This is a genomic window from Dehalococcoidia bacterium (assembly GCA_025060295.1).
GTDB lineage: Bacteria > Chloroflexota > Dehalococcoidia > Lucifugimonadales > HRBIN23 > HRBIN23.
This window is the reverse complement of the sequence record JANXCH010000010.1, coordinates 1-18,957: the sequence shown is the minus strand read 5'-3', so window position 1 is coordinate 18,957 and position 18,957 is coordinate 1. Positions and strand designations below refer to the sequence as shown.

17 protein-coding genes, 1 tRNA gene, 2 pseudogenes and 1 CRISPR repeat array are annotated in these 18,957 nt (G+C 62.5%); of the genes and pseudogenes, 16 read left to right on the top strand and 4 right to left on the bottom strand.

All coding sequences use genetic code 11. The features are described 5' to 3' along the window. Window positions 1-9: 9 nt before the first annotated feature. A pseudogene (locus NZ951_04990) lies at window positions 10-948 on the bottom strand (hypothetical protein). Between the two features lie 241 nt (window positions 949-1,189). On the opposite strand from NZ951_04990, the gene NZ951_04985 reads away from it, so the two are divergent. The 5 genes from NZ951_04985 to gyrA all read left to right on the top strand — a co-directional run bounded on the left by NZ951_04985 (window position 1,190) and on the right by gyrA (window position 7,902). Next, window positions 1,190-2,389 (top strand): MFS transporter, encoded by a 1,200-nt coding sequence (locus NZ951_04985; GenBank protein ID MCS7207276.1) that lies wholly within the window; start codon window positions 1,190-1,192, stop codon window positions 2,387-2,389. Window positions 2,390-2,481: 92 nt separating this feature from the next. Further along, a complete protein-coding gene (locus NZ951_04980; GenBank protein MCS7207275.1) occupies window positions 2,482-3,036 on the top strand; it encodes a winged helix-turn-helix domain-containing protein in 555 nt (184 codons plus the stop codon). 15 nt (window positions 3,037-3,051) lie between these two features. Next, window positions 3,052-3,399 (top strand): hypothetical protein, encoded by a 348-nt coding sequence (locus tag NZ951_04975; protein ID MCS7207274.1) that lies wholly within the window; start codon window positions 3,052-3,054, stop codon window positions 3,397-3,399. 44 nt (window positions 3,400-3,443) lie between these two features. Continuing rightward, window positions 3,444-5,351: a hypothetical protein gene (locus NZ951_04970; GenBank protein MCS7207273.1), complete on the top strand. Its 1,908-nt coding sequence runs from the start codon at window positions 3,444-3,446 to the stop codon at window positions 5,349-5,351. 76 nt (window positions 5,352-5,427) lie between these two features. Further along, window positions 5,428-7,902: a DNA gyrase subunit A gene (gene gyrA / locus NZ951_04965; protein MCS7207272.1), complete on the top strand. Its 2,475-nt coding sequence runs from the start codon at window positions 5,428-5,430 to the stop codon at window positions 7,900-7,902. A gap of 8 nt (window positions 7,903-7,910) precedes the next feature. Here gyrA and NZ951_04960 read toward each other — a convergent pair whose 3' ends face one another. Further along, window positions 7,911-8,714, bottom strand: coding sequence for an enoyl-CoA hydratase/isomerase family protein (locus NZ951_04960; GenBank protein MCS7207271.1), 804 nt, complete (start codon window positions 8,712-8,714; stop codon window positions 7,911-7,913). A gap of 111 nt (window positions 8,715-8,825) precedes the next feature. Between NZ951_04960 and NZ951_04955 the strand changes: the two genes are divergently transcribed. The 8 genes and pseudogenes from NZ951_04955 (at window position 8,826) to NZ951_04920 (ending at window position 13,634) form a co-directional block, all read left to right on the top strand. Further along, window positions 8,826-9,245 (top strand): cupin domain-containing protein, encoded by a 420-nt coding sequence (locus tag NZ951_04955; protein ID MCS7207270.1) that lies wholly within the window; start codon window positions 8,826-8,828, stop codon window positions 9,243-9,245. Next, window positions 9,236-9,312, top strand: a tRNA-Ile gene (locus tag NZ951_04950). Before NZ951_04955 ends, NZ951_04950 begins: the two co-directional genes overlap by 10 nt. A 40-nt stretch (window positions 9,313-9,352) precedes the next feature. Then, a complete protein-coding gene (locus NZ951_04945) occupies window positions 9,353-9,802 on the top strand; it encodes a hypothetical protein (protein ID MCS7207269.1) in 450 nt (149 codons plus the stop codon). Continuing rightward, complete coding sequence (locus NZ951_04940; GenBank protein ID MCS7207268.1) at window positions 9,790-10,599, top strand: transposase; 810 nt, start codon at window positions 9,790-9,792, stop codon at window positions 10,597-10,599. The genes NZ951_04945 and NZ951_04940 overlap by 13 nt, the downstream gene beginning before the upstream one ends. A 242-nt stretch (window positions 10,600-10,841) precedes the next feature. Beyond that, window positions 10,842-11,141: direct repeats of the CRISPR family, unit length 30 nt; unit sequence GTGCACGCTCCACCACTGTGGGATGCGGAG. 177 nt (window positions 11,142-11,318) lie between these two features. Beyond that, the gene (locus tag NZ951_04935; GenBank protein MCS7207267.1) at window positions 11,319-12,545 is read left to right on the top strand and encodes a threonine synthase; all 1,227 of its coding nucleotides are present in this window, start codon (window positions 11,319-11,321) and stop codon (window positions 12,543-12,545) included. 71 nt (window positions 12,546-12,616) lie between these two features. Continuing rightward, window positions 12,617-12,700: pseudogene (locus NZ951_04930) on the top strand (FeS-binding protein). A gap of 134 nt (window positions 12,701-12,834) precedes the next feature. Continuing rightward, complete coding sequence (locus NZ951_04925; protein ID MCS7207266.1) at window positions 12,835-13,110, top strand: MoaD/ThiS family protein; 276 nt, start codon at window positions 12,835-12,837, stop codon at window positions 13,108-13,110. Between the two features lie 8 nt (window positions 13,111-13,118). After that, window positions 13,119-13,634, top strand: coding sequence for an L-2-amino-thiazoline-4-carboxylic acid hydrolase (locus tag NZ951_04920; protein MCS7207265.1), 516 nt, complete (start codon window positions 13,119-13,121; stop codon window positions 13,632-13,634). A gap of 55 nt (window positions 13,635-13,689) precedes the next feature. On the opposite strand, the gene ggt is transcribed toward NZ951_04920, so the two are convergent. Beyond that, the gene (gene ggt / locus NZ951_04915; GenBank protein ID MCS7207264.1) at window positions 13,690-15,348 is read right to left on the bottom strand and encodes a gamma-glutamyltransferase; all 1,659 of its coding nucleotides are present in this window, start codon (window positions 15,346-15,348) and stop codon (window positions 13,690-13,692) included. Between the two features lie 33 nt (window positions 15,349-15,381). Beyond that, complete coding sequence (locus NZ951_04910; GenBank protein MCS7207263.1) at window positions 15,382-15,633, bottom strand: hypothetical protein; 252 nt, start codon at window positions 15,631-15,633, stop codon at window positions 15,382-15,384. 288 nt (window positions 15,634-15,921) lie between these two features. On the opposite strand from NZ951_04910, the gene gap reads away from it, so the two are divergent. From gap to NZ951_04895, 3 genes are read left to right on the top strand one after another with little or no spacing between them, the layout of a single operon-like run. Beyond that, window positions 15,922-16,935: a type I glyceraldehyde-3-phosphate dehydrogenase gene (gap, locus tag NZ951_04905; protein MCS7207262.1), complete on the top strand. Its 1,014-nt coding sequence runs from the start codon at window positions 15,922-15,924 to the stop codon at window positions 16,933-16,935. Between the two features lie 33 nt (window positions 16,936-16,968). Beyond that, window positions 16,969-17,745 (top strand): enoyl-CoA hydratase-related protein, encoded by a 777-nt coding sequence (locus NZ951_04900; protein ID MCS7207261.1) that lies wholly within the window; start codon window positions 16,969-16,971, stop codon window positions 17,743-17,745. A 20-nt stretch (window positions 17,746-17,765) separates the two neighbouring features. After that, window positions 17,766-18,734 (top strand): site-specific DNA-methyltransferase, encoded by a 969-nt coding sequence (locus NZ951_04895; GenBank protein ID MCS7207260.1) that lies wholly within the window; start codon window positions 17,766-17,768, stop codon window positions 18,732-18,734. The last annotated feature ends 223 nt before the right edge of the window (window positions 18,735-18,957 follow it).

The window sequence follows — 18,957 nt, the reverse complement described above, 5'->3', positions numbered from 1 at the left end:
AGTTGATCATTACGGGGCGACCATAATGAGATAAAGTGTCCATTGTCCCCCACTCCAGTCTACCTCAAGTCTGTGGGGGCTCGGACTCTGAGGACAAACCGCTGAGAAATCCATGCGCCTCCCGTCGGCACTACTTACACTAGGTCCCAATGAACGCCAATTTGCGCTGCTATCTATACTTCTGAAATGCCAAGTGCTTTGCTGAGGATCAAAATCTACTGCTAAGAAGTAGAAAGGCGGACGCACATCAAAGGGGATTGTCATTGTTCCTTGGACGGCACTCCGTGAAGTTGCTAGAATCGAGGCATGCAGTTGGTAAATAGAGGGCTTTTCAGGACAATCCCCATAGAACCCCTGTAATGCCGTTGCAACTGATCGTGGGAGCGGGTCACCAGCACCAGGAGCAACAAGAAAAACCGTCCGAACGACATTGACAGGTTGCGTCTCTAATAAATACGGTATAATAGAACGGCCTGTTGAGCACCACATATGGGCATTGTTTGTGTCTCCTGCCGAATTGTTTATTGTTAACACTTGATATTTCTGCCCACCAGGCGATTCTACAAGAGCGGTGAACGACCAAAAGGTGGCTTGAGGAGCGCCCACAACAGCCAAGAACCACGAACCTTCTGGTGGGCGAAACTCTATCCGCTTGTTTTGGTTCCCGGTCCACTGCTGCAAGACTCGGAGACTTTCAAAAGCTGGAATCCGACAGCCCTCGTAGAAGGCTCTGTAGAAACCCTCATAGACATGTCTGGGCAATTGCTGTTGCAAACGTGGGCCTGGAGTGGGCGTAGGTCTAGGTGTCGGTATCGGCGTCGGTGTAGGGATGGGTCTAGGTGTCGGTGTTGGCGTGGCCGTTGGCGTAGGAGTAGAAGGTGATGTAGGTGTGGATTCAACCGAGTGTGCAAGGGGGCCAGGCGTGTCAGATGCTGTTGGCGTGGGAGTCGCCACAACCACCACCACACGGGTGCAACCTGCCATCAAGAGCAGAAGGAGGGCAATTCAGAGGGCCGTGTGCGCTGTTCCCGCGGCTTTTCGGCTTCCCAAGTAGCGCACCTTAGGCATCACCGTCCCCATCCCAGCGCCTACGAACTAGCGCCAATCTAACATGGCTTATTTTTCGGCGTCAAGGTGTATGCTGTAACCAGCCATCAAGTTCTCTTTTAACGGTACACGGAGGCTGTGCATGCGCATCTCGCACACTGGGGAGGCTCCCCCCGCCCCCCTGCGCAGTGCCCTGGGGTTCGTGCTCCTGCTGGGGGTGGTGAGCCTCTGCGCCGATGTGGCTTATGAGGGTGCCCGCAGCATCACCGGCCCCTTCCTGGCCCACCTGGGGGCCTCCGCCGCCACCGTCGGCGTTGTGGCCGGCCTGGGGGAGGTGATGGGCTATGCCCTCCGCCTGCCTGCCGGCTACCTGGCCGACCGCACCCGCCGCTACTGGCCCATCGCTATGCTGGGCTATGCCGTGAACATGACGGCCGTGCCCCTTCTCGCCCTGGCCAGCCGGTGGGATGTGGCCTCGGCCCTTATCGTGGCCGAACGCATCGGCAAAGGGGTACGCACCCCCGCACGGGATACCATGCTCTCTTACGCTGCGGCCCGTCTGGGGCGGGGGTGGGCCTTCGGCCTCCACGAGGCCCTGGACCAGATAGGGGCCGTGGCGGGCCCCCTGGTGGTGGCGGGGGCCTTGGCTCTGGGGGGTGGCTATCGGTGGGCTTTCGCCATTCTGGCCGTGCCGGCGGGGATGGCCCTCCTGGTTTTGGCCCTGGCGCGTTGGCAGTATCCCCACCCCCAGCGCTTAGAGCCCCCCTCCCCCGTCCCTGCCCAGGCGTCCCGCCTGTCCCCCCGCTTCTGGCTCTACATCGCCTTCATTGCCCTGGCTGTGGCGGGCTTCGCCCACTTCCAGGTCATGGGCTTCCACTTCAAACAGGCGGGCGTGGTGGCAGAGGTGCACATCCCTCTCCTGTTCGCCTTGGCGATGGGGGTGGATGCCCTGGCGGGTTTGGCCCTGGGGCGCTGGTTTGACCGGGTGGGGCTGCGCTCCCTGCTGGTGGTGCCCCTGCTCAGCCTGCCCATCGCCCCGTTGGTGTTCTCCGCCTCGGCGGGGATGGCCCTGGCGGGGGTGCTCCTGTGGGGCGTGGTGCTGGGGGCCCAGGAGACGGTATGCAAAGCGGCGGTGGTCTCCCTGGCTCCGCCCGAGCGCCGGGGCTGGGCCTTCGGCGTCTTCAACGCAGCCTATGGTATCGCCTGGATGGTGGGGAGCGCCGCCATGGGGGCACTGTATGAGGCGGGTATTGGGTGGGTGGTGGGCTTCGCCGTCGCCCTGGAGGCGTTGGCGATTCCGGTGGTGTGGTTGGTGGTGCGGAGGGAGGGACAAAAAGGCTAGCCACAAGGTTCAGTGCAATGTGGGAATAGGGGCTTGACAACAAGCGATTTTTTGGTATCATATCAGCGTAGAATACAACAAGGGAGAGAGTTATGGAGCAGGTTGGCAGGTTATCCCCCGTACCGTCATTGACACAGCAAGATGACAAAAGTGGTCTGTGGTTACAGGAGCTACAGGCGACGCGCCAGCGTCTGATAACCGAGCTCCAGAGCGTTGATGCGTCGCTGGCTCAAATACACGCTCAATATGTACGGGAAATCAAGCCTTTGGAACAAAAAAAGAAGATTTTACAAGAAAAGTTAGACCATGTTGACGCATTATTGCGATTGGAGGGTTTGGCGGTTGAGAATCCTTCTACACAGCAAGAGCGTGGGCGGAGACCTGTTGATGTAGCATATGATGTTTTATGCGGATATGGTAAGCCTATGCACTACAGAATGATAGCGGAAAAAGTCCTCGCAAATGGGGTCTACATCGGCGGCAAAGACCCGGCAGCAAATCTACTCACACAGATCACACGCGACAAGCGGTTCGTGCAAGCCGGGCAACGGGGATACTATGCGCTAGTATCATGGGGAACAGAAACAGTTAGTGCAAGGCGCAAACGACGCAGTAGGTCGCAAAAAAGCGGCAATAAGATTATATAGTAACGGAGGCTGAGTATGACTTCTGAAAAAGAGTTGGCTTTAGCGCTTGCCGGAGCACAAAGCGAAAACGCAGTAACTGATCTGATCGAACACCACCCTCTATTACACAATGCTAGGTGGAAAACTTATGGTGGCAGACAGTTTGCCGGAACCGTTTTCAACCAGCAACAAAAGCCTGTCGCAGCATCGACAGATATAATCGTCAACAGTATCGACCATGTTCTCCTCCGCGAGTGCAGATTGAGGGGCATTGATCCCGAAAGCCCGCAAGCGCCACGGAACATGGCAGATGCAGTGGAGCGTTTCTTCGGTATACGCGAGGGCGATTTTTCAGAAGTAATCACAAAAAACGCAGAGAGTTAGCAGAAAATAACATATGGGTCGTCGCCGACGGTGAGAAGGAAGCGATGAACATTTGTGTTATTGATACCGGTGAGGGTCAACACCCTTCTGATTTTGAGCAAACATTTTTAGCTTTACATGCTGGTGTGAAGTTGCGTATACAGTTTGTTCAAGGCAAATATCATATGGGCAGTTCGGGCGTCCTGCGTTTTTGCGGGAACAATGGATACAAATTCATATTATCAAGGCGACATCCGAAGTTGCTCAGGGGGGATCAGCAGGATTTGTGGGGTTTCACACTAATACGATGGCATAGAGCGGGGCCAGGTGATCGTTCGTCTTGGTTTGAGTATTGCACCCGAGAAGACGGTCCGATTTTTTCTTTCTCAGGCGAGGATTTGCCGTTATTGCGTGAAGATAGAATGCTGAGTCACGGGACTTTCATAAAATTGTTCAACTACGAGCTGCGAGATACCAGTGTGATCACCCTCGGATTATGGAGAGAACTGAATCGACGCCTTTATTATCCTGCGCTACCAATAATATTATATGATAAACGCCAATATGGCGGTCATAGCCCGTCCAAGATACTGTTAGGCAACAAATATCGGATCAAGGTGGATGATCGCAGTCTTTTGAAAGACGAGACGGATATTGAGGCTGATTTGAAGGTACTGGGACACAGACATATAGTGGAGTATTCGTTTTCACCTGAAGCTAGAAAAAACGAATTTTTCAGTGACGACGAGGCTATATTTTTTACCATCAATGGTCAAACCCATGCTACTATCGGTCGATCTTTTTTGAAATCGAAGGCCGAAAAACCCTATATAGCCGATAAACTATTGGTTCATATCGATTGTTCTGATGATGATGTGAATATTTTGGAGAGGGTTTTCATGGCTTCGCGTGACCGGATGGCTAAAGGTGTGGATACAAAGGGTATCGAAGATGCTTTAGCCGAAGAGTTGCGCGAATCCTCGACACTCAAAGCCTGGAAAGAAGAATATCGCAGAAATATTATCAGTTCGGTCGCAAGAGATCAACAGAAATTGGATCAAGTTATATTGGATTCAGTAGTAAGTGACCCTTACTTCGGGCGCTTTATACTCCGATCCGGTTCTTCTCGGCCGATAGCAGCGGTGGATCCAGGTCCTGTGAAGAGTATTCAGTGGCGAGGCAGAGAGATACCTACTTATTTACGTATACACAAATGGAACGAAGGCAAAGGTTTGTATCAAAAAGCCCTACCGATCAATTCCTATGTCCGTGTTTTACTCGAAACCGATGCGAGTGACGATTATTTCCGTCGTCCCCCCGGTAGAGGAGGTACACTGATCGTGCATCCTCCCGAGATGTTGAAATCTCGTGAAATTCGTCAGGGCATCATTTGGTTAACTCTGAAACCTGCAAGAGACGCGCGGGAAGGATCAACCACACTCGTTACTGTAAAACTGACTAGACCTGAACTAGATCCCCTAACAGTCCAATTGCAGGTTCGTTATATACCCCCCCATCCTACTAAACAAAACCCTGGAAAGAAGAATCCCCAGTTACCAGGCTCAGCAAGTTATCCCCGGCCCATTCCAGTGGATAGGTCACAATGGCAAGAGATCGGCGAAAAATTGGGTTACAATCGCTCTTGGACTGGCGACGATATCGCTGATGTGAGAAGATCGTCTGATAGCATGGATGTGTATATCAATATGAACGCTACAATATTCGAAAACGCGTTGCAACAACTTAAACTTTTCGAGAAGGCAAGACAATTTTTCATTGAGCGTTACTGCAGTTCGATCTATTATTGCGCCGTAGCTGTTCACAAAGCTCTCAGTGATGCACAACATAGTAACGACTTCGACTCCCTCGAGGATTTATTGCCATCTATAATGAAGAACTTAGTGCATTACGTACTCTATATTCTCAGGAATAACCATCCACGCGATCTTGACAAGGGGGAGGAGGCGGAGTAAAAGTGATGTTCGATAACGATCGTCGCTTGATGAACGCATCATTGTCTGCCCCCCAGGCCCCTGCAGGAGTGTAGATATGGTCTCTGGCCCTGCCATCGCCAAAGTCCTCACCCCCGTCCGCATAGAAGAGGAACTGCGCTCCTCCTACCTGGACTACGCCATGTCCGTCATCGTGGCGCGGGCGTTGCCCGATGTGCGGGATGGCCTCAAGCCTGTCCAACGGCGCATCCTCTACGCCATGCAGGAGCTGGGCCTGCGCCCCGGCGCCCCCTACAAAAAGTCCGCCCGCATCGTGGGCGAGGTGCTGGGCAAATACCACCCCCACGGCGACGCCCCCGTCTACGAGGCCATGGTGCGCATGGCCCAGGACTTCACCCTCCGCTACCCCCTGGTGGACGGCCAGGGCAACTTCGGCTCCATTGACGACGACCCTCCCGCCGCCATGCGCTACACCGAGGCGCGCCTGGCCCCCATCGCCGAGGAGATGCTGGCCGACATTGACCGGGACACGGTGGACTTCGTCCTCAACTTTGACGGCTCCCTGCAGGAGCCCGCCGTGCTCCCCGCCCGTCTGCCCAACCTGCTGGTCAACGGGGCCAGCGGCATCGCCGTCGGCATGGCCACCTCCATCCCCCCCCACAACCTCGCGGAGGTGTGCGATGCCATCGTCCGCCTCATAGACGACCCCGACACCCCCGTGGAGGACCTGCTGGGCATCGTGCAGGGGCCCGATTTCCCCACGGGGGGCATCGTCCTGGCAGGCGCAGGGCGCCAGAGCCTCCTGCGCGCCTATGCCACCGGCCAGGGGCGCATCCTGGTGCGGGGGAAGGCCCAGGTGGTGGAGCCCAAAAAGGGCCGCCCCACCATCGTCATCACGGAAGTTCCCTACCAGGTGAACAAGGCCGCCCTGGTGGAGCGCATCGCCACCCTCGCCCGCGAAAAGAAGATAGAAGGCATCGCCGAGGTGCGGGACGAATCCGACCGGGAGGGCCTGCGGGTAGTGGTGGAACTCAAGCGGGAAGCCCAGGCGGACATCGTCCTGAACAACCTCTACAAGCACACCCCCCTGCAGAGCGCCTTCACCGTGCACATGCTGGCCCTAGTGGAGGGCCAGCCCCGCGTGCTCTCCCTGAAGGAGATGCTGGGACTGTACATCCAGCATCGCCAGCAGGTGGTAACCCGCCGCGCCCAGCACGACCTGCGCAAGGCCCAGGAGCGCGCCCACATCCTGGAGGGCCTGCGCATCGCCCTCCAGTTCCTGGACGAGGTCATTCGCATCATCCGCCAGGCCCCCGACGCCGACACCGCCCGCCAACGCCTGATGGAGCGCTTCGGCCTCACCCAGGTGCAGGCCCAGGCTATCTTGGACATGCAACTGCGCCGCCTCACCGCCCTGGACCGCCAGAAACTGGAGGAGGAATACCAGGCCCTGCGCCAGGAGATTGAACGCCTCCAGGCCCTTTTGGCCGACCCCCGCAAAATTCTGGCCGAGGTGCGCCGGGAAACCCTCCAACTGAAGAAGGACTACGGCGACGCCCGCCGCACTCAGGTGCTCGCCGAGGAGGTGCGGGAACTCTCCCGGGAGGAACTGGTGCCCCACGCCCAGGTGGTGGTTACCCTCTCGGCCAATGGCTACATCAAGCGCATCCCCGTCAGCACCTACCATCGCCAGCACCGGGCGGGCAAGGGCGTGAAGGGCATGCTCACCCGCGAGGACGACGCCGTCCGCCACCTGGTGGTGTGCGACACCCACGACACCCTCCTCCTGTTCTCCAAGCGGGGGTGGGTGTATGCCCTCAAGGTCTACGACATCCCCGAAGACACCACCCGCGCCACCCGGGGCACACCCCTGGCCAACCTGGTGGGCATCGGCACGGGGGAGGCCATCACCTCCGTGCGGGCCGTCTCCGCCCTGGGGGGCGAGGCGTTCCTGCTCCTGTGCACCCGGCAGGGCGAGGTGAAGCGCATCCCCCTGGCAGCCCTGGCCAGTGTGCGGACCGCGGGCCTGGTGGCTATGGACTTGGAGGCGGGCGACGAACTGGTCTCCGCCCAGGTGGTGGGGGAAGAGGATGAGGTGGTGCTGGTTACCCGCCGGGGGAAGGCTCTGCGCACCCGGGTGGCGTCCATCCCCCAGCGCTCCCGTCAGGCGGGGGGTGTGCGGGGCATCCGCCTAGCGAAGGACGACCAGGTGGTCGCCATGGAGGTGGTGCGCCCCGGGGGCGAACTGCTGGTGGTCAGCGCCCAGGGCTTCGGCAAGCGCACCCCCCTGGACGAGTTCCGCCCCCTAAGGCGGGGGAGGAAGGGTATCGCCACCTTCGCTGTCTCCGACAAGACAGGCCCCGTGGCCCTGGCGCGGGTGGTGCCCCCCCACCCGGAGGCCGACCTGGTGGTGGCCACCGCCAAAGCCCATGTCCTGCGCACCACCCTGGGGGAGGTGCCCACCTACCATCGGGACAGCCGAGGGGCGCGCATCATCGCCCTGGAGGAGGGGGATAGTGTCGCCTCCCTGGCCGTGGCGTGGGAGGAGGCGTCGTCGGCCGACAGGGGCTAGGGGCAGGGTCAGGAGGCGGCGGACGGGAACCTGGGCGCCCGCTTCTCCTTCAGGGACTGGAGCCCCTCCCGCATATCGGGGCCGAAGAAGCCCAGCATCTCCAAGGCCAGGGAGTAGTCAAAGGAGGCAATGCCCCCCAGGCGCAGCCACTGATTGAGAGCCCGCTTCGTCCAGCGGATGGCGGGCTGGGGGCCCGAGGCCAGTTTGCGCGCCACCTCCCACGCCTTGGGCAGTAACTCCTCGTGGGGCACCACCATGCTCACCAGACCAATGCGCTCCGCCTCCCGCGCATCCAGAAAGTCGGAGGTGAGCAGGTAGTATTTGGCCTTGGCCATCCCGCACAGCAGGGGCCAGATGATGCAGGCATGGTCGCCCGCCGCCACCCCCAGGCGAATATGCCCATCGGTGAAGCGCGCCCGCTCCGAAGCGATGGAGATGTCCGCCATCAGGGCCACCGCCAATCCCGCCCCCACCGCCACCCCGTTGATGGCCGACACAATGGGCTTCTCCAACTCCAGCATGTTGTACACAATGTCCCGCGCCTCCTGCATATTGCGGGCGATGACCTCGGGGTTGCCGGCCATGGTTTCCAGCATGGCGAAGTCGCCCCCCGCCGAGAAGGCGTTGCCTGCCCCGGTGATGAGGGCCACCCGCACCTGGGGATCGTCCCCCAGGTCGCGCCAGATGCGCGCCAGTTCGGCGTGCAGGCGGGCGTTGGTGGCGTTCAGGGACTCGGGGCGGTTCATGGTCAAAAAGGCCACCCCATCCCGCTTCTCTATGAGCAGGTGTTGGTAGGTGCTATAGTCGGGCATACGGCACCCCCTGTGCGTGGTGTTCCAGGGTATTATAAAAAAGACGGAGTGTCCCGTGCCCCTGGCCCCAGGTGCGCGACGAGGGGCCAGCACACCTCTAGGGAGGCTCATATGACGCAGGAGGTCACGGTCATCCATCCCGACCAGTATGAAGTGGAGGTGTCCTCGGGTGCCATGACGCGCCACGCCGGGGTCTCCCAGAAACTGTGTGGCACCACCGGCATCCACCTGGCCATCGCCCGCATCCCCCCTGGGTGCCGTTCCAGCCCCCACTACCACGTGAACTGCGAATCGGCCATCTATGTGCTCAAGGGGCGGGGGCGCTTCCTGGTGGGCGAACGGCTGGAGAAGGCCCTGCCCATCGGGCCGGGGGATTTCATCTATGTCCCCCCCGGGGCGGTGCACGCCCCCGTGAACGATAGCATGGAGACCATGGAACTCATTGTGGCCCGCAACACGCCCGTGGAGATTGTGGTAGAATGGGATGCGGAGCGGGGCGCACCCCTGGCGTCCCCCGCACGGGGCGGGTAGCTCAGGTGGTCAGAGCGCGGTCCTGATAAGACCGAGGTCCCTGGTTCGAATCCAGGCCCGCCCACCATCCCCTGGGGCGGGGTGCGCTGTGCGGCGAGGGGTAGCATATGGCCGACGCCTCTGACAAGGCCCTCCAAAAGCAAAAAAAGGGCAAAGTTACCCTTGCCCTGCGCCTGGAGGCCTTCCCCGTCAACTACACCCCCTCCGAGTGGCGCACCCTCTTCTCCCGCGTGGCGCGCCTGTCGGCCGCCTATGGCAACGCCCTCATCCGCGAGGACGTGCTCAACCCCGACGCCAAGCACTGGGACATCGTCACCAAAGTCTCCAACCAGACCGCCCCGGAGGAACAGGCGCCCTTCCGGGACCTCCTCCCCGATGCCGTGCGCAGTGTGTTCTACCACAGCGAGGCGCGGGCCAAAAGGCGGGCGATACGGGAGGCCCTGCGGGGGCGGGCCTCCTTCCCCTCCTTCAAGCCCACCCGTGTGGCCGTGCGGGACAGGGTGTGGAAGTTCCTGGATGACGGGTCGGGAAAGATACGGTGTGGGTGCCCATCCTGAAAGGGAAACAACAGCCCATTTTGGAACTCATCCCCCCAGGGAACGACTCCCAGCGGGCCGTCTTGGAGCGCATCCGCTCGCGGGAATACAAGCCCGGCAACCTGACGATTACCCGACAGGGGGGGAAGTTCTTTGTGAGCATCGCCTACACCTTTCAGCCCCAGCGCCCCACCTTTGTGCCTGGGCGGGTGATGGGCATTGACCTGGGCATCCACTACGCCGTGGTGGCGGCGTGGACGGACTCCTTGAAACGGGAATACTGGGAGGGGAGCGACCTGCGCCGGATGCGGGAGAACCTCTTGAGCAGGTATAGGGAGATTCAGAAGACCATGACCTTGCGGGATGCACGGCGGGGGCACGGGAAGGGCTATAAGTTCAAGCCCCTGCACACCCTGCGCAAGAGGTGGGAGGGCTACCGGCGCTGGTGGGCCAACCGCCTGGCCAACCGGGTGGTGGACTACGCCCTGGAGGGCGGGGCCGAGGCGGTGGCCCTGGAGAACCTGGACCTGCGCAAGCCGACCTTCTTCACCTATGAGTTGAAGGGGCAGACCCTCAAGTTCCCCATCGGCTACTTCCTGAACATCCTGGAGAGCAAGCTGCGGGCGAAGGGCATCCGTGTCATAAGGGTGAACCCCGCCGGCACCACCAAGCGGTGCTACAAGTGTAGGAAGGAGCAGGACCTCTCCCTGGACCAGCGGGAGTTTAAGTGCCCCTGTGGGAACACGTGCCCGCGGGATTACAACGCGGCGCGCAACATCGCCCAGGGGGGCCTTGACATCCTGCGTCAGGAGCGCTAGAGTACCTGTGCCGTCGACCTCTGGTCGTGGGGAGGCAAAGGGGGGTCGACGGCAAGAACAGCACCTTATCACTGTGGCCCCCTGGGTCCCCATCGGGTGGGCATAGTCGCCTCTGCGACAGGAGCCTGCACGCCCAGGGGGTGCGCCGCACGCACGGCGCACATGCGAGAAGGATATCCCGGCGACATCCGTCGCCCCAGGCATTCTGCCTTAGGGATATCCACTCGTGTCCATGGGGTGGGGTGCACGCTCCACCACTGTGGGATGCGGAGGGTTAAGATAGTCGATGCAGACTACATCTCCAGGCTCGTGCACGCTCCACCACTGTGGGATGCGGAGCAAAAAGTTCCCGCGACACCTCCCTCCGTACCTTGGCGGTGCACGCTCCACCACTGTGGGATGCGGAGGGGACAAGACGCCCCTCCACAACGGCTACGGAAGGGGGTGCACGCTCCACCACTGTGGGATGCGGAGGGGGACGCTTGTGCCCCCCGTGCGCACATACCTCACCCGTGCACGCTCCACCACTGTGGGATGCGGAGCGGAAGGCGCGCTCCTCGTGAGGGCTGACGACGCCCTCCCCTGCCGGAGCACATCCCCGCACCCTTCCCTCCGGAGCGAAGCACCCCCTCCCCGCTCCTATTGACCCCCCTCCCCGCCCCTGCTACAATCCGTTATCAGTAGGCCCTGCGCCGTCCCTGTGCGGAGGTGGATGCCCCTTGCCCTTCGTCCGTGCCCTCCAATGTCGCGAGTGTAAGCGCCAGTATCCTATTCAGCCCCTGCATGTGTGCGAGTTCTGCTTCGGGCCCTTGGAGGTGGTCTACGACTACCCCGCCATCGCCCGCGTCGTGAGCCGGGAGCGCATCCAAAAAGGCCCCCTCACCATGTGGCGCTACCAGGACCTGCTCCCCGTGGACGGGGAGCACGCCGTGGATATGCAGACGGGCTTCACCCCCCTCCTGAAGGCCCCCAACCTGGGGCGCCTGTTGGGCCTGGACCACCTCTACCTGAAGAACGACGCCGTCAACCCCTCCTACTCCTTCAAGGACCGGGTGGTGGGGGTGGCGTCCACCAAGGCCCGGGAGTTCGGGTTCGACACCCTGGCCTGCGCCTCCACGGGCAACCTGGCGGGGAGCGTGGCCGCCCACGCCGCCCGCGCCGGGATGAAGGCCTTCATCTTCATCCCCGCCGACCTGGAGCAGGGGAAGGTCATCGGCACGGCGGTGTATGGCCCCACCTTGGTGGCGGTGAAAGGGTCGTATGACGATGTGAACAAGCTGTGCGCCGAGTTGGCCGATACCTATCATTGGGCCTTCGTGAACATCAATATGCGCCCCTACTACGCCGAGGGGAGCAAGACCCTGGCCTTTGAGGTGGTGGAGCAGTTGGGCTGGCGCTTGCCCGACCACTGCATCATCCCTGTGGCCTCGGGCTCCCTGCTGACCAAGGTGTGGAAGGGGTTGCACGAGTTTGTGGACCTGGGTCTGGTGGCGGGGCCGGTGCACACCCGCATCCACGCTGCCCAGGCCGAGGGGTGTAGCCCCGTGGTGCAGTCCTTCCATGCGGGGCACACCCATGTGCGCCCCGTGCGTCCCCAGACCATCGCCAAGTCCCTGGCCATCGGCAACCCGGCGGATGGGGTGTATGCCCTGCGGGTGTTGCGGGCCAGCGGGGGCACGGCCGTGGCCGTTCCCGAGGAGGAGGTGGCCCAGGGCATCACCCTCCTGGCCGAAACGGAGGGCATCTTCACCGAAACGGCAGGGGGTGTGGTCATTTCGGCCCTGAAGCGCCTGGCCCAGCAGGGGGTCATCCGCCGGGACGAGGTGGTGGTGGCCTACATCACGGGCAACGGCCTGAAGACGCAAGAGGTGGTGGCAGGGGTGGCGCGCCCTCTGGTGGTGGAGCCGACGGTGGCCTCCTTCCAGCGGGCGCTCAACGGGCGGTGAGGGGTATGGGCAAACAGCGGGTCAAGTTAACCTTCCCCCCACATCTCATCACTCGCCCCATCATCTGGGAGATGGGGCACCGCTTCCCCGTGGTAACCAACATCCGGCGCGCCGATGTGCGGGAGGACTACGGCTGGGTGGTTCTGGAGCTGTCGGGGGAGGAGTCGGCTATCCAGCAGGCGTTGGAGTGGGCGCGGGGTTTGGGGGTGCGGGTGGACCTGGCCACGGGGGATGTGGTGGAAGGGTAAAATGGGTGTAGAGACCCTGTGAGGGCAGGAGGGATTGGCCCATGGGCGTTGTGGTGCGCATTCCGTCGCCCCTGCGGCGGCTCACCCAGGGGCTGGACAAGGTGGATGTGGACGCCCGCACCGTCGCCGAGGTGGTGGAGCGCCTGGAAGCCCGCTTCCCCGGCTTCCGGGAGCGCCTGCTGGACGAGAACGGCGAGGTGCGCTACTTCGTGAACATCTATGTGAACGGGGAGGATGTGCGCTTCCTGCAGGGCTTGGATACGGCTACCAAGCCCGGCGATGAGGTGAGCATTGTGCCCGCCGTGGCGGGCGGGTAGGGGTCGGCATGCCCCCCGAACTGCCCCGCCTGACCCTGTTGCAACAGCGCACCATTGAGGCGCGGGTGCTGGGGCCGTTCATCCGCACCCTGCAAGAGGAACTGGGGACGGAGCGGGCGAATGCCATTGTGCAGAAGGCCATCGCCCGCATCGCCTCCGCCCAGGGGCGGGAGCAGGCCCAGCGCCTGGGACGCACCACCCTGGCCGACTTCAAGGCCATGAGCAAGGGACGCCACGGCCCCGGCGACCTGGAGATAGAGGTGGTGAAGGAGACCGAGACGGAGTATGTGTTTCGGGTGGTGCGCTGTCGCTTCGCCGAGATGTATCGGGAGATGGGGCTGGGGGATATCGGGCACCTGCTCTCCTGCAACCGGGACTTCGCCTTTGTGGAGGGGTTCAACCCCCGCATCCGCCTGCAGCGCACCCAGACGATTATGCAGGGTGCCCCCTTCTGCGACTTCGCCTACCGGGTGGTGGAGGACACCCCGCCTTCGGACAAGCCCGCCCCCGCGCCCGCCCCTTAGACCCTGACGAGGGGAAGCCCCTTCCCGTGTGCGGCAGGCCGTGCCGCCTCATCTGCTAATGGGCGTATGCCCCCCCGTCGCAGCGGGGGTCGGAGCCTCCCATGCGCACCCCCGTGGCGGGGTCTATGGCGATAATTTGCACCCCGCCCAAAAAGCCACTCGCCGGATAGGGGCCGACGGCGTGCCCGCGGCGCTTCAGGTCGTCCACCAGGGCTGTATTCTGCAGGAACGGCTCCTCTAGGCGCAGTTCGGGGGGCGCATCCACGGCGACGGGGTCAGTGCCGGGGAAGTGGGTGAAGCGGGGGGCCTCGGCGGCCTCCTGGGGGTTCAGGCCGAAGTCCAGCAGGCGGGTGAGCACCTGCACATTCCACTGGGGCTGATTATCGCCCCCCGGCGTGCCCCCGATAAGGTGCAAACGCCCCCCCTGGAACACCATATAGGCGTTGAGGGTGTGCATGGTGCGCTTGCCCGGGGCGATGACATTGGGGTGCCCCTCCACCAGGCTGAAGCCCCGCCCCACCCGGTTGTTCAGCAGGATGCCCGTATCCCCCACCACACGGCACGCCCCAAAGGCGTTGGAGAGGCTGTGGATGAAGGAGACGGCGTTCCCCTGGCGGTCTATGACGCAGAAGTAACTGGTGGCACCGTCGCCCGCAGGCACAGCCAGGGCTCCTGGCGCGACGCTAGGGGCGGCGCGCCGCATGTCTATGGCCTTGCGCCGTTCGGCGGCGTAGCCCTTATCCAGCAGAGCCTGCCAGGGGGCGGGCACAAACTCCGGATCCCCCAGGTAGGCCAAGCGGTCGGCATAGGCCAGTTTCTTGGCCTCGGTGAGCAGGTGGATGTAATCGGCGCTGGTGTGGCCCATGCCCCGCAAATCCAACCCCTCCAGGATGTTCAGCATCTGGAGCACCAGGATGCCCTGGGAGGGCAGGTGCGTCTCGTAGACGGTGAAGCCCCGGTAGGTGGTGGTAAGGGGGGTGTCGTACACGATGGTGCGGTGGGCTGCCCACTCCTGGAGGGTATACAGGCCTCCCTCCTCCTGCAGACCCTGCACCAGCCTGCGCGCCAACTCCCCCTCGTAGAACTCCCGCGGCCCCTTGTCGGCGATGGCGCGCAAAGAGCGGGCCAACTCGGGCTGGCGCAGGATATCCCCGGGCTGGTAGGGTCTGCCGTTGTTCAGAAAGATGCGCGCTGTGGAGGGGTGGCGCGCCAGCTGGGGCGCAAAGACGACCAGATAGCGGGTAATGCGAGGGGGCAGAGGGAACCCCTCCTCCGCCAGGGCGATGGCCGGCTCCAACAGGCGGGCCAGGCTGAATTTCCCACTGCCGAAGCGCCGCAGGAGGGTGTCAAAGGCGTCCACCTCCCCGGGGATAGCCACTGCCAGGGGGCCGTCCTGGGGCATGACCGTGTAGCCGCGAGAGACGAAGAACTCCCGTGTGGCCTTGAGGGGGGCCTTCCCGCTCCCCGTGACGCCGTAGACCTTGCCCTCCCGTGCCCAGTAGACCAGGGCGAACACCTCGCCCCCCAGGCCGCACATGGGGGGAAGCACCACCCCCTCGGCGGCGGCGGTGGCGATGGTGGCGTCAATGGCGTTGCCCCCCTCCTGGAGCACCCGCAGCCCCACCGCCCCCGCCAAAGGCGAGGCGGAGCAGACCATCCCGTTGCGGGTGAGCACCACACTGCGTCCTGTGGTAACCGTCAGGGACAGCGCCATAGGCCCCTCCTTTCCCCGGGCGTGCCGACAGTGCTAGGAGATGCTGGTGCCCCGTCGTCCGCGGCGCAGGTCGGCGTGCCAGAGGCCGAAGGCCAGGATACCCCGCACCCCCAAAGGACGCCCCAGCATCTTGCGGGAGAACCACTCCCGCCGCTGACGCAAGTAGGCGGGGGATAGGCCACTCACCAGGGCGAAGCGCACCGCCCCCAGGAGCGCCCGCAGGAGGTCCAGGAGCGCCAGCGCCCCGTCCACAAGGACGACTAGACCACGCACCAGCCACGCCATGCTGGGGCCTATCCTAGCAGAAAAGGAGCGGGCGCGCCACCCACCTGCCAACAAGTGAACGGGCGTGTGTGGCCCACGGCCAGGAGGGGAAAACGCCTCTGCTTCGGGAACACCTGTGAGGGAAACTTTTCCAGAACACTGCCCATGCTCCGTTATCCAGGGGCGTCCCGCAGGCGTGCGCACCTGTGGTGTAATCTGAGCGGGAGGGAGCGCCACCCACCCCGCCCTGGCTTTCCCCGCAGGCTCTTATGCTACAATCAAGGCGTACCCCCCTGACAGGAGGTCGCCGTGCCTGTACGCGTCGGCATCAACGGCTTTGGCCGCATCGGACGCCAAGTGCTGAAAGCCATCCTGGAGCGCCACCCCACCACACTGGAGGTGGTGGCCGTCAACGACCTGACCGATGCTCGCACCAATGCCCACCTCTTCAAATACGACAGCAACTACGGCCGTTTCCCCGGCACTGTGGAGGCCAGCGAGGATGCCATCCTCGTCAACGGCAAGCGGGTGCAGGTGTTCTCGGAGCGGGAGCCGGGGGCTATCCCTTGGCCCTCCCTGGGGGTGGAGATGGTGGTGGAATCCACCGGGCGCTTCACCGATGCCGCCAAAGCCCGTGCCCACCTGCGGGGCACTGTCAAGAAAGTGGTGATTTCCGCCCCCGCCAAGGGCGAAGACCTGACGGTGGTGCTGGGCGTCAACGACCACCGCTACGACCCCGCCAAGCATCACATCCTCTCCAACGCCTCCTGCACCACCAACTGCGTGGCCCCTATGGCCAAAGTGCTCCACGAGGCCTTCGGTATTCAGAAGGCCCTGATGTCCACAGTGCACGCCTACACCAACGACCAGCGCATCCTGGACCTGGTCCACGAGGATCTGCGCCGTGCCCGCGCCGCCGCTATGAACATTGTCCCCACCACCACGGGGGCCGCGCGGGCGGTGGGCGTGGTGATACCCGAGTTGCAGGGCAAGATTCACGGCCTGGCCTTCCGGGTGCCGGTGAGCACCGTATCGGTTACCGACCTGGTCGCAGTGGTGGAGCGTTCCACCACGCCCGAGGAGGTGAACGCGGCCTTCCAGGAGGCCGCCCGCGGCCCGCTAAAGGATATTCTGGAATACTGCGACGAGCCCCTGGTGAGTAGCGACTTCAAGGGCCATCCCGCCTCGTGCATCTTTGACAGCCTCAGCACCATGGTCATCGGGGGCAACCTGGTGAAGATTTTGGGCTGGTACGACAACGAGTGGGGCTACGCCTGCCGCACCGCTGACCTGTGTGCCCTGCTGGCCAAACGGGGGTGGTAAGCCCCCCAGCAGAGCAGGGAAGGAGGAGACCTTATGCCCCCCGCCGTTCTGTACGAGCAAGACGGCCCCATCGTTACCATTACCCTCAACCGCCCCGAGGCCCTCAACGCCATCAACCGCCAACTGCGGAGGGAACTTGCAGAAGCCATCCTGCGCTATGACCAGGACGACACGGCACGGGTGGCTATCATCACCGGGGCGGGGCGGGCCTTCTGCGCCGGGCGGGATCTCAAGGAGCGGGCCGCCGACAACGCCGCCGGCATCCAGGCCCGCGCCACCGACAGCATGGGCACCGAAAGCCTCTCCATGTTCCCCCGCACCTGGAAGCCCATGATCGCCGCCATCAACGGCTATGCCCTGGCGGGGGGATGGGCCATCGCCCAGATGTGCGACCTGCGCATCGCCGCCGAGGACGCGCAGTTGGGCATCACCGAGGCCAAGTGGAGTTTGCTCCCCCCCTTCGCCGCCACTTTGCCCAAGCTCATACCCATGGCTGTGGTGTTGGAGTTGGTGTTCACCGGGGAGCCCATAAGCGCCCAGCGGGCCTACCAGATCGGCTTCGTGAACAAGGTGGTGCCCAAGGAGCGCCTGATGGAGGAGGCGCGCGCCCTGGCCTGGAAGATCATAGACAATGCCCCCCTCTCCCTCCGCTACTTCAAGGAGGTGGCCTATCGAGCGCTGGACACCAACGAGACCTCCATCGCGGCGCTGATGCGCCACCTGTACGACCAGTTGCTGCGCACGGAGGACGCTCAGGAGGGGCCGCGGGCCTTCGCCGAGAAGCGCAAGCCCCAGTGGAAGGGGCGATAAAAAACGGCCGGGAGGACGTGGTGGAGGAGGGCCAGGTCCGCCTCTATAACAAGTCTTGTGAACAGATGGACGAGGTGCCGGATGGCTCGGTGCACCTGGTGGTAACCAGCCCTCCGTACTGGAACTCCATTGACTATGCCCAGCACACGGCCAATCCGAGGGCCTGGTATCGCACCCGTAACGGCGGCCCCTACCACGAATACCTAGACTGGCTCGAGCGCTGTTTCCGTGAAGTTTACAGAACCATAATCCCAGGAGGTTATTGCGCCGTTGTGTTGGGCACTGTTCTCTTTGAGAGGCAGTACTACCCCTTGCCCTACCACTTCGTTCCCCTAATGGAGAGAATCGGTTTCAGTCTAGAGCAGGATATCATCTGGCATAAGGTTACAGGAGGCCTCAAACGGGCAGGGGTAACCATTCAACACCCCTATCCGGGCTATTACAAGCCGAATATCATGACCGAGTGCATTTTGGTGTTCCGCACACCGGGGCAGCACTTGGGGAAGAGGCGGACGCTCCAGGAGAAGGAGAGAGATAAGATACCCATAGACCAATTGTTCACCCATGAGCTGGCCAACAATATATGGCACATCGCACCTGTGCCCCCAGGACAGTATGATCATCCCTGTCCCTTCCCCGAGGAGATTCCCTACCGCCTTATTGTGCTATACACCTACCGCGGGGATACAGTGTTAGACCCCTTTGCGGGGAGTGGGACGACGCTCAAAGTGGCGCGCCATCTCGGACGCCGTGCCATCGGCTACGAGGTGGAGCCGAAGTATGTCGCCCTCGCCCAGCGCCGTGTGCGGGAGCCGTTGCACCTGCGCTCCTTGCTGGTGCCCCGCTACACCAAAGTGGCGTGGCACCCCGCCCAGCTCCCCCTTAGGGTTCACGAGGGTGACAAACCGTCAGCAAGCCGTCTCCCTGTGGGCACTCCTTCACGAGTGGACGGGATGGACAGCCCCACCCTTGCCCGAATGGCCTCATAGCCTTGCTTTCCAGTTCGCAACGGAGCGGATGTCAGAGAGATCCTACAAGGATGTGCTCGCCCAAAACCCCCTCTCCTTGGTGCTCACGAGCCAAGGTGCCCAGGGCCTTCGCTATACCCTTGTTCCCTCAATCCTGCGCCCCTTGACCGATTAGCACGGGCGTAAGCCCTCGCCGCCCTTGTTCTCCTGCTATGATGGAAAGGGAGCCTCTGCGGGCGACACA

Excerpts from the sequence above, each read along its gene's own strand:
- NZ951_04985 (MCS7207276.1), top strand. The coding sequence starts at position 1,190 with ATGCGCATCTCGCACACTGGGGAGGCTCCCCCCGCCCCCCTGCGCAGT.
- NZ951_04980 (MCS7207275.1), top strand. The coding sequence starts at position 2,482 with ATGGAGCAGGTTGGCAGGTTATCCCCCGTACCGTCATTGACACAGCAA.
- NZ951_04975 (MCS7207274.1), top strand. The coding sequence starts at position 3,052 with ATGACTTCTGAAAAAGAGTTGGCTTTAGCGCTTGCCGGAGCACAAAGC.
- NZ951_04970 (MCS7207273.1), top strand. The coding sequence starts at position 3,444 with ATGAACATTTGTGTTATTGATACCGGTGAGGGTCAACACCCTTCTGAT.
- gyrA (MCS7207272.1), top strand. The coding sequence starts at position 5,428 with ATGGTCTCTGGCCCTGCCATCGCCAAAGTCCTCACCCCCGTCCGCATA.
- NZ951_04960 (MCS7207271.1), bottom strand. The coding sequence starts at position 8,714 with ATGCCCGACTATAGCACCTACCAACACCTGCTCATAGAGAAGCGGGAT.
- NZ951_04955 (MCS7207270.1), top strand. The coding sequence starts at position 8,826 with ATGACGCAGGAGGTCACGGTCATCCATCCCGACCAGTATGAAGTGGAG.
- NZ951_04945 (MCS7207269.1), top strand. The coding sequence starts at position 9,353 with ATGGCCGACGCCTCTGACAAGGCCCTCCAAAAGCAAAAAAAGGGCAAA.
- NZ951_04925 (MCS7207266.1), top strand. The coding sequence starts at position 12,835 with ATGGGCGTTGTGGTGCGCATTCCGTCGCCCCTGCGGCGGCTCACCCAG.
- NZ951_04920 (MCS7207265.1), top strand. The coding sequence starts at position 13,119 with ATGCCCCCCGAACTGCCCCGCCTGACCCTGTTGCAACAGCGCACCATT.
- ggt (MCS7207264.1), bottom strand. The coding sequence starts at position 15,348 with ATGGCGCTGTCCCTGACGGTTACCACAGGACGCAGTGTGGTGCTCACC.
- NZ951_04910 (MCS7207263.1), bottom strand. The coding sequence starts at position 15,633 with ATGGCGTGGCTGGTGCGTGGTCTAGTCGTCCTTGTGGACGGGGCGCTG.
- NZ951_04900 (MCS7207261.1), top strand. The coding sequence starts at position 16,969 with ATGCCCCCCGCCGTTCTGTACGAGCAAGACGGCCCCATCGTTACCATT.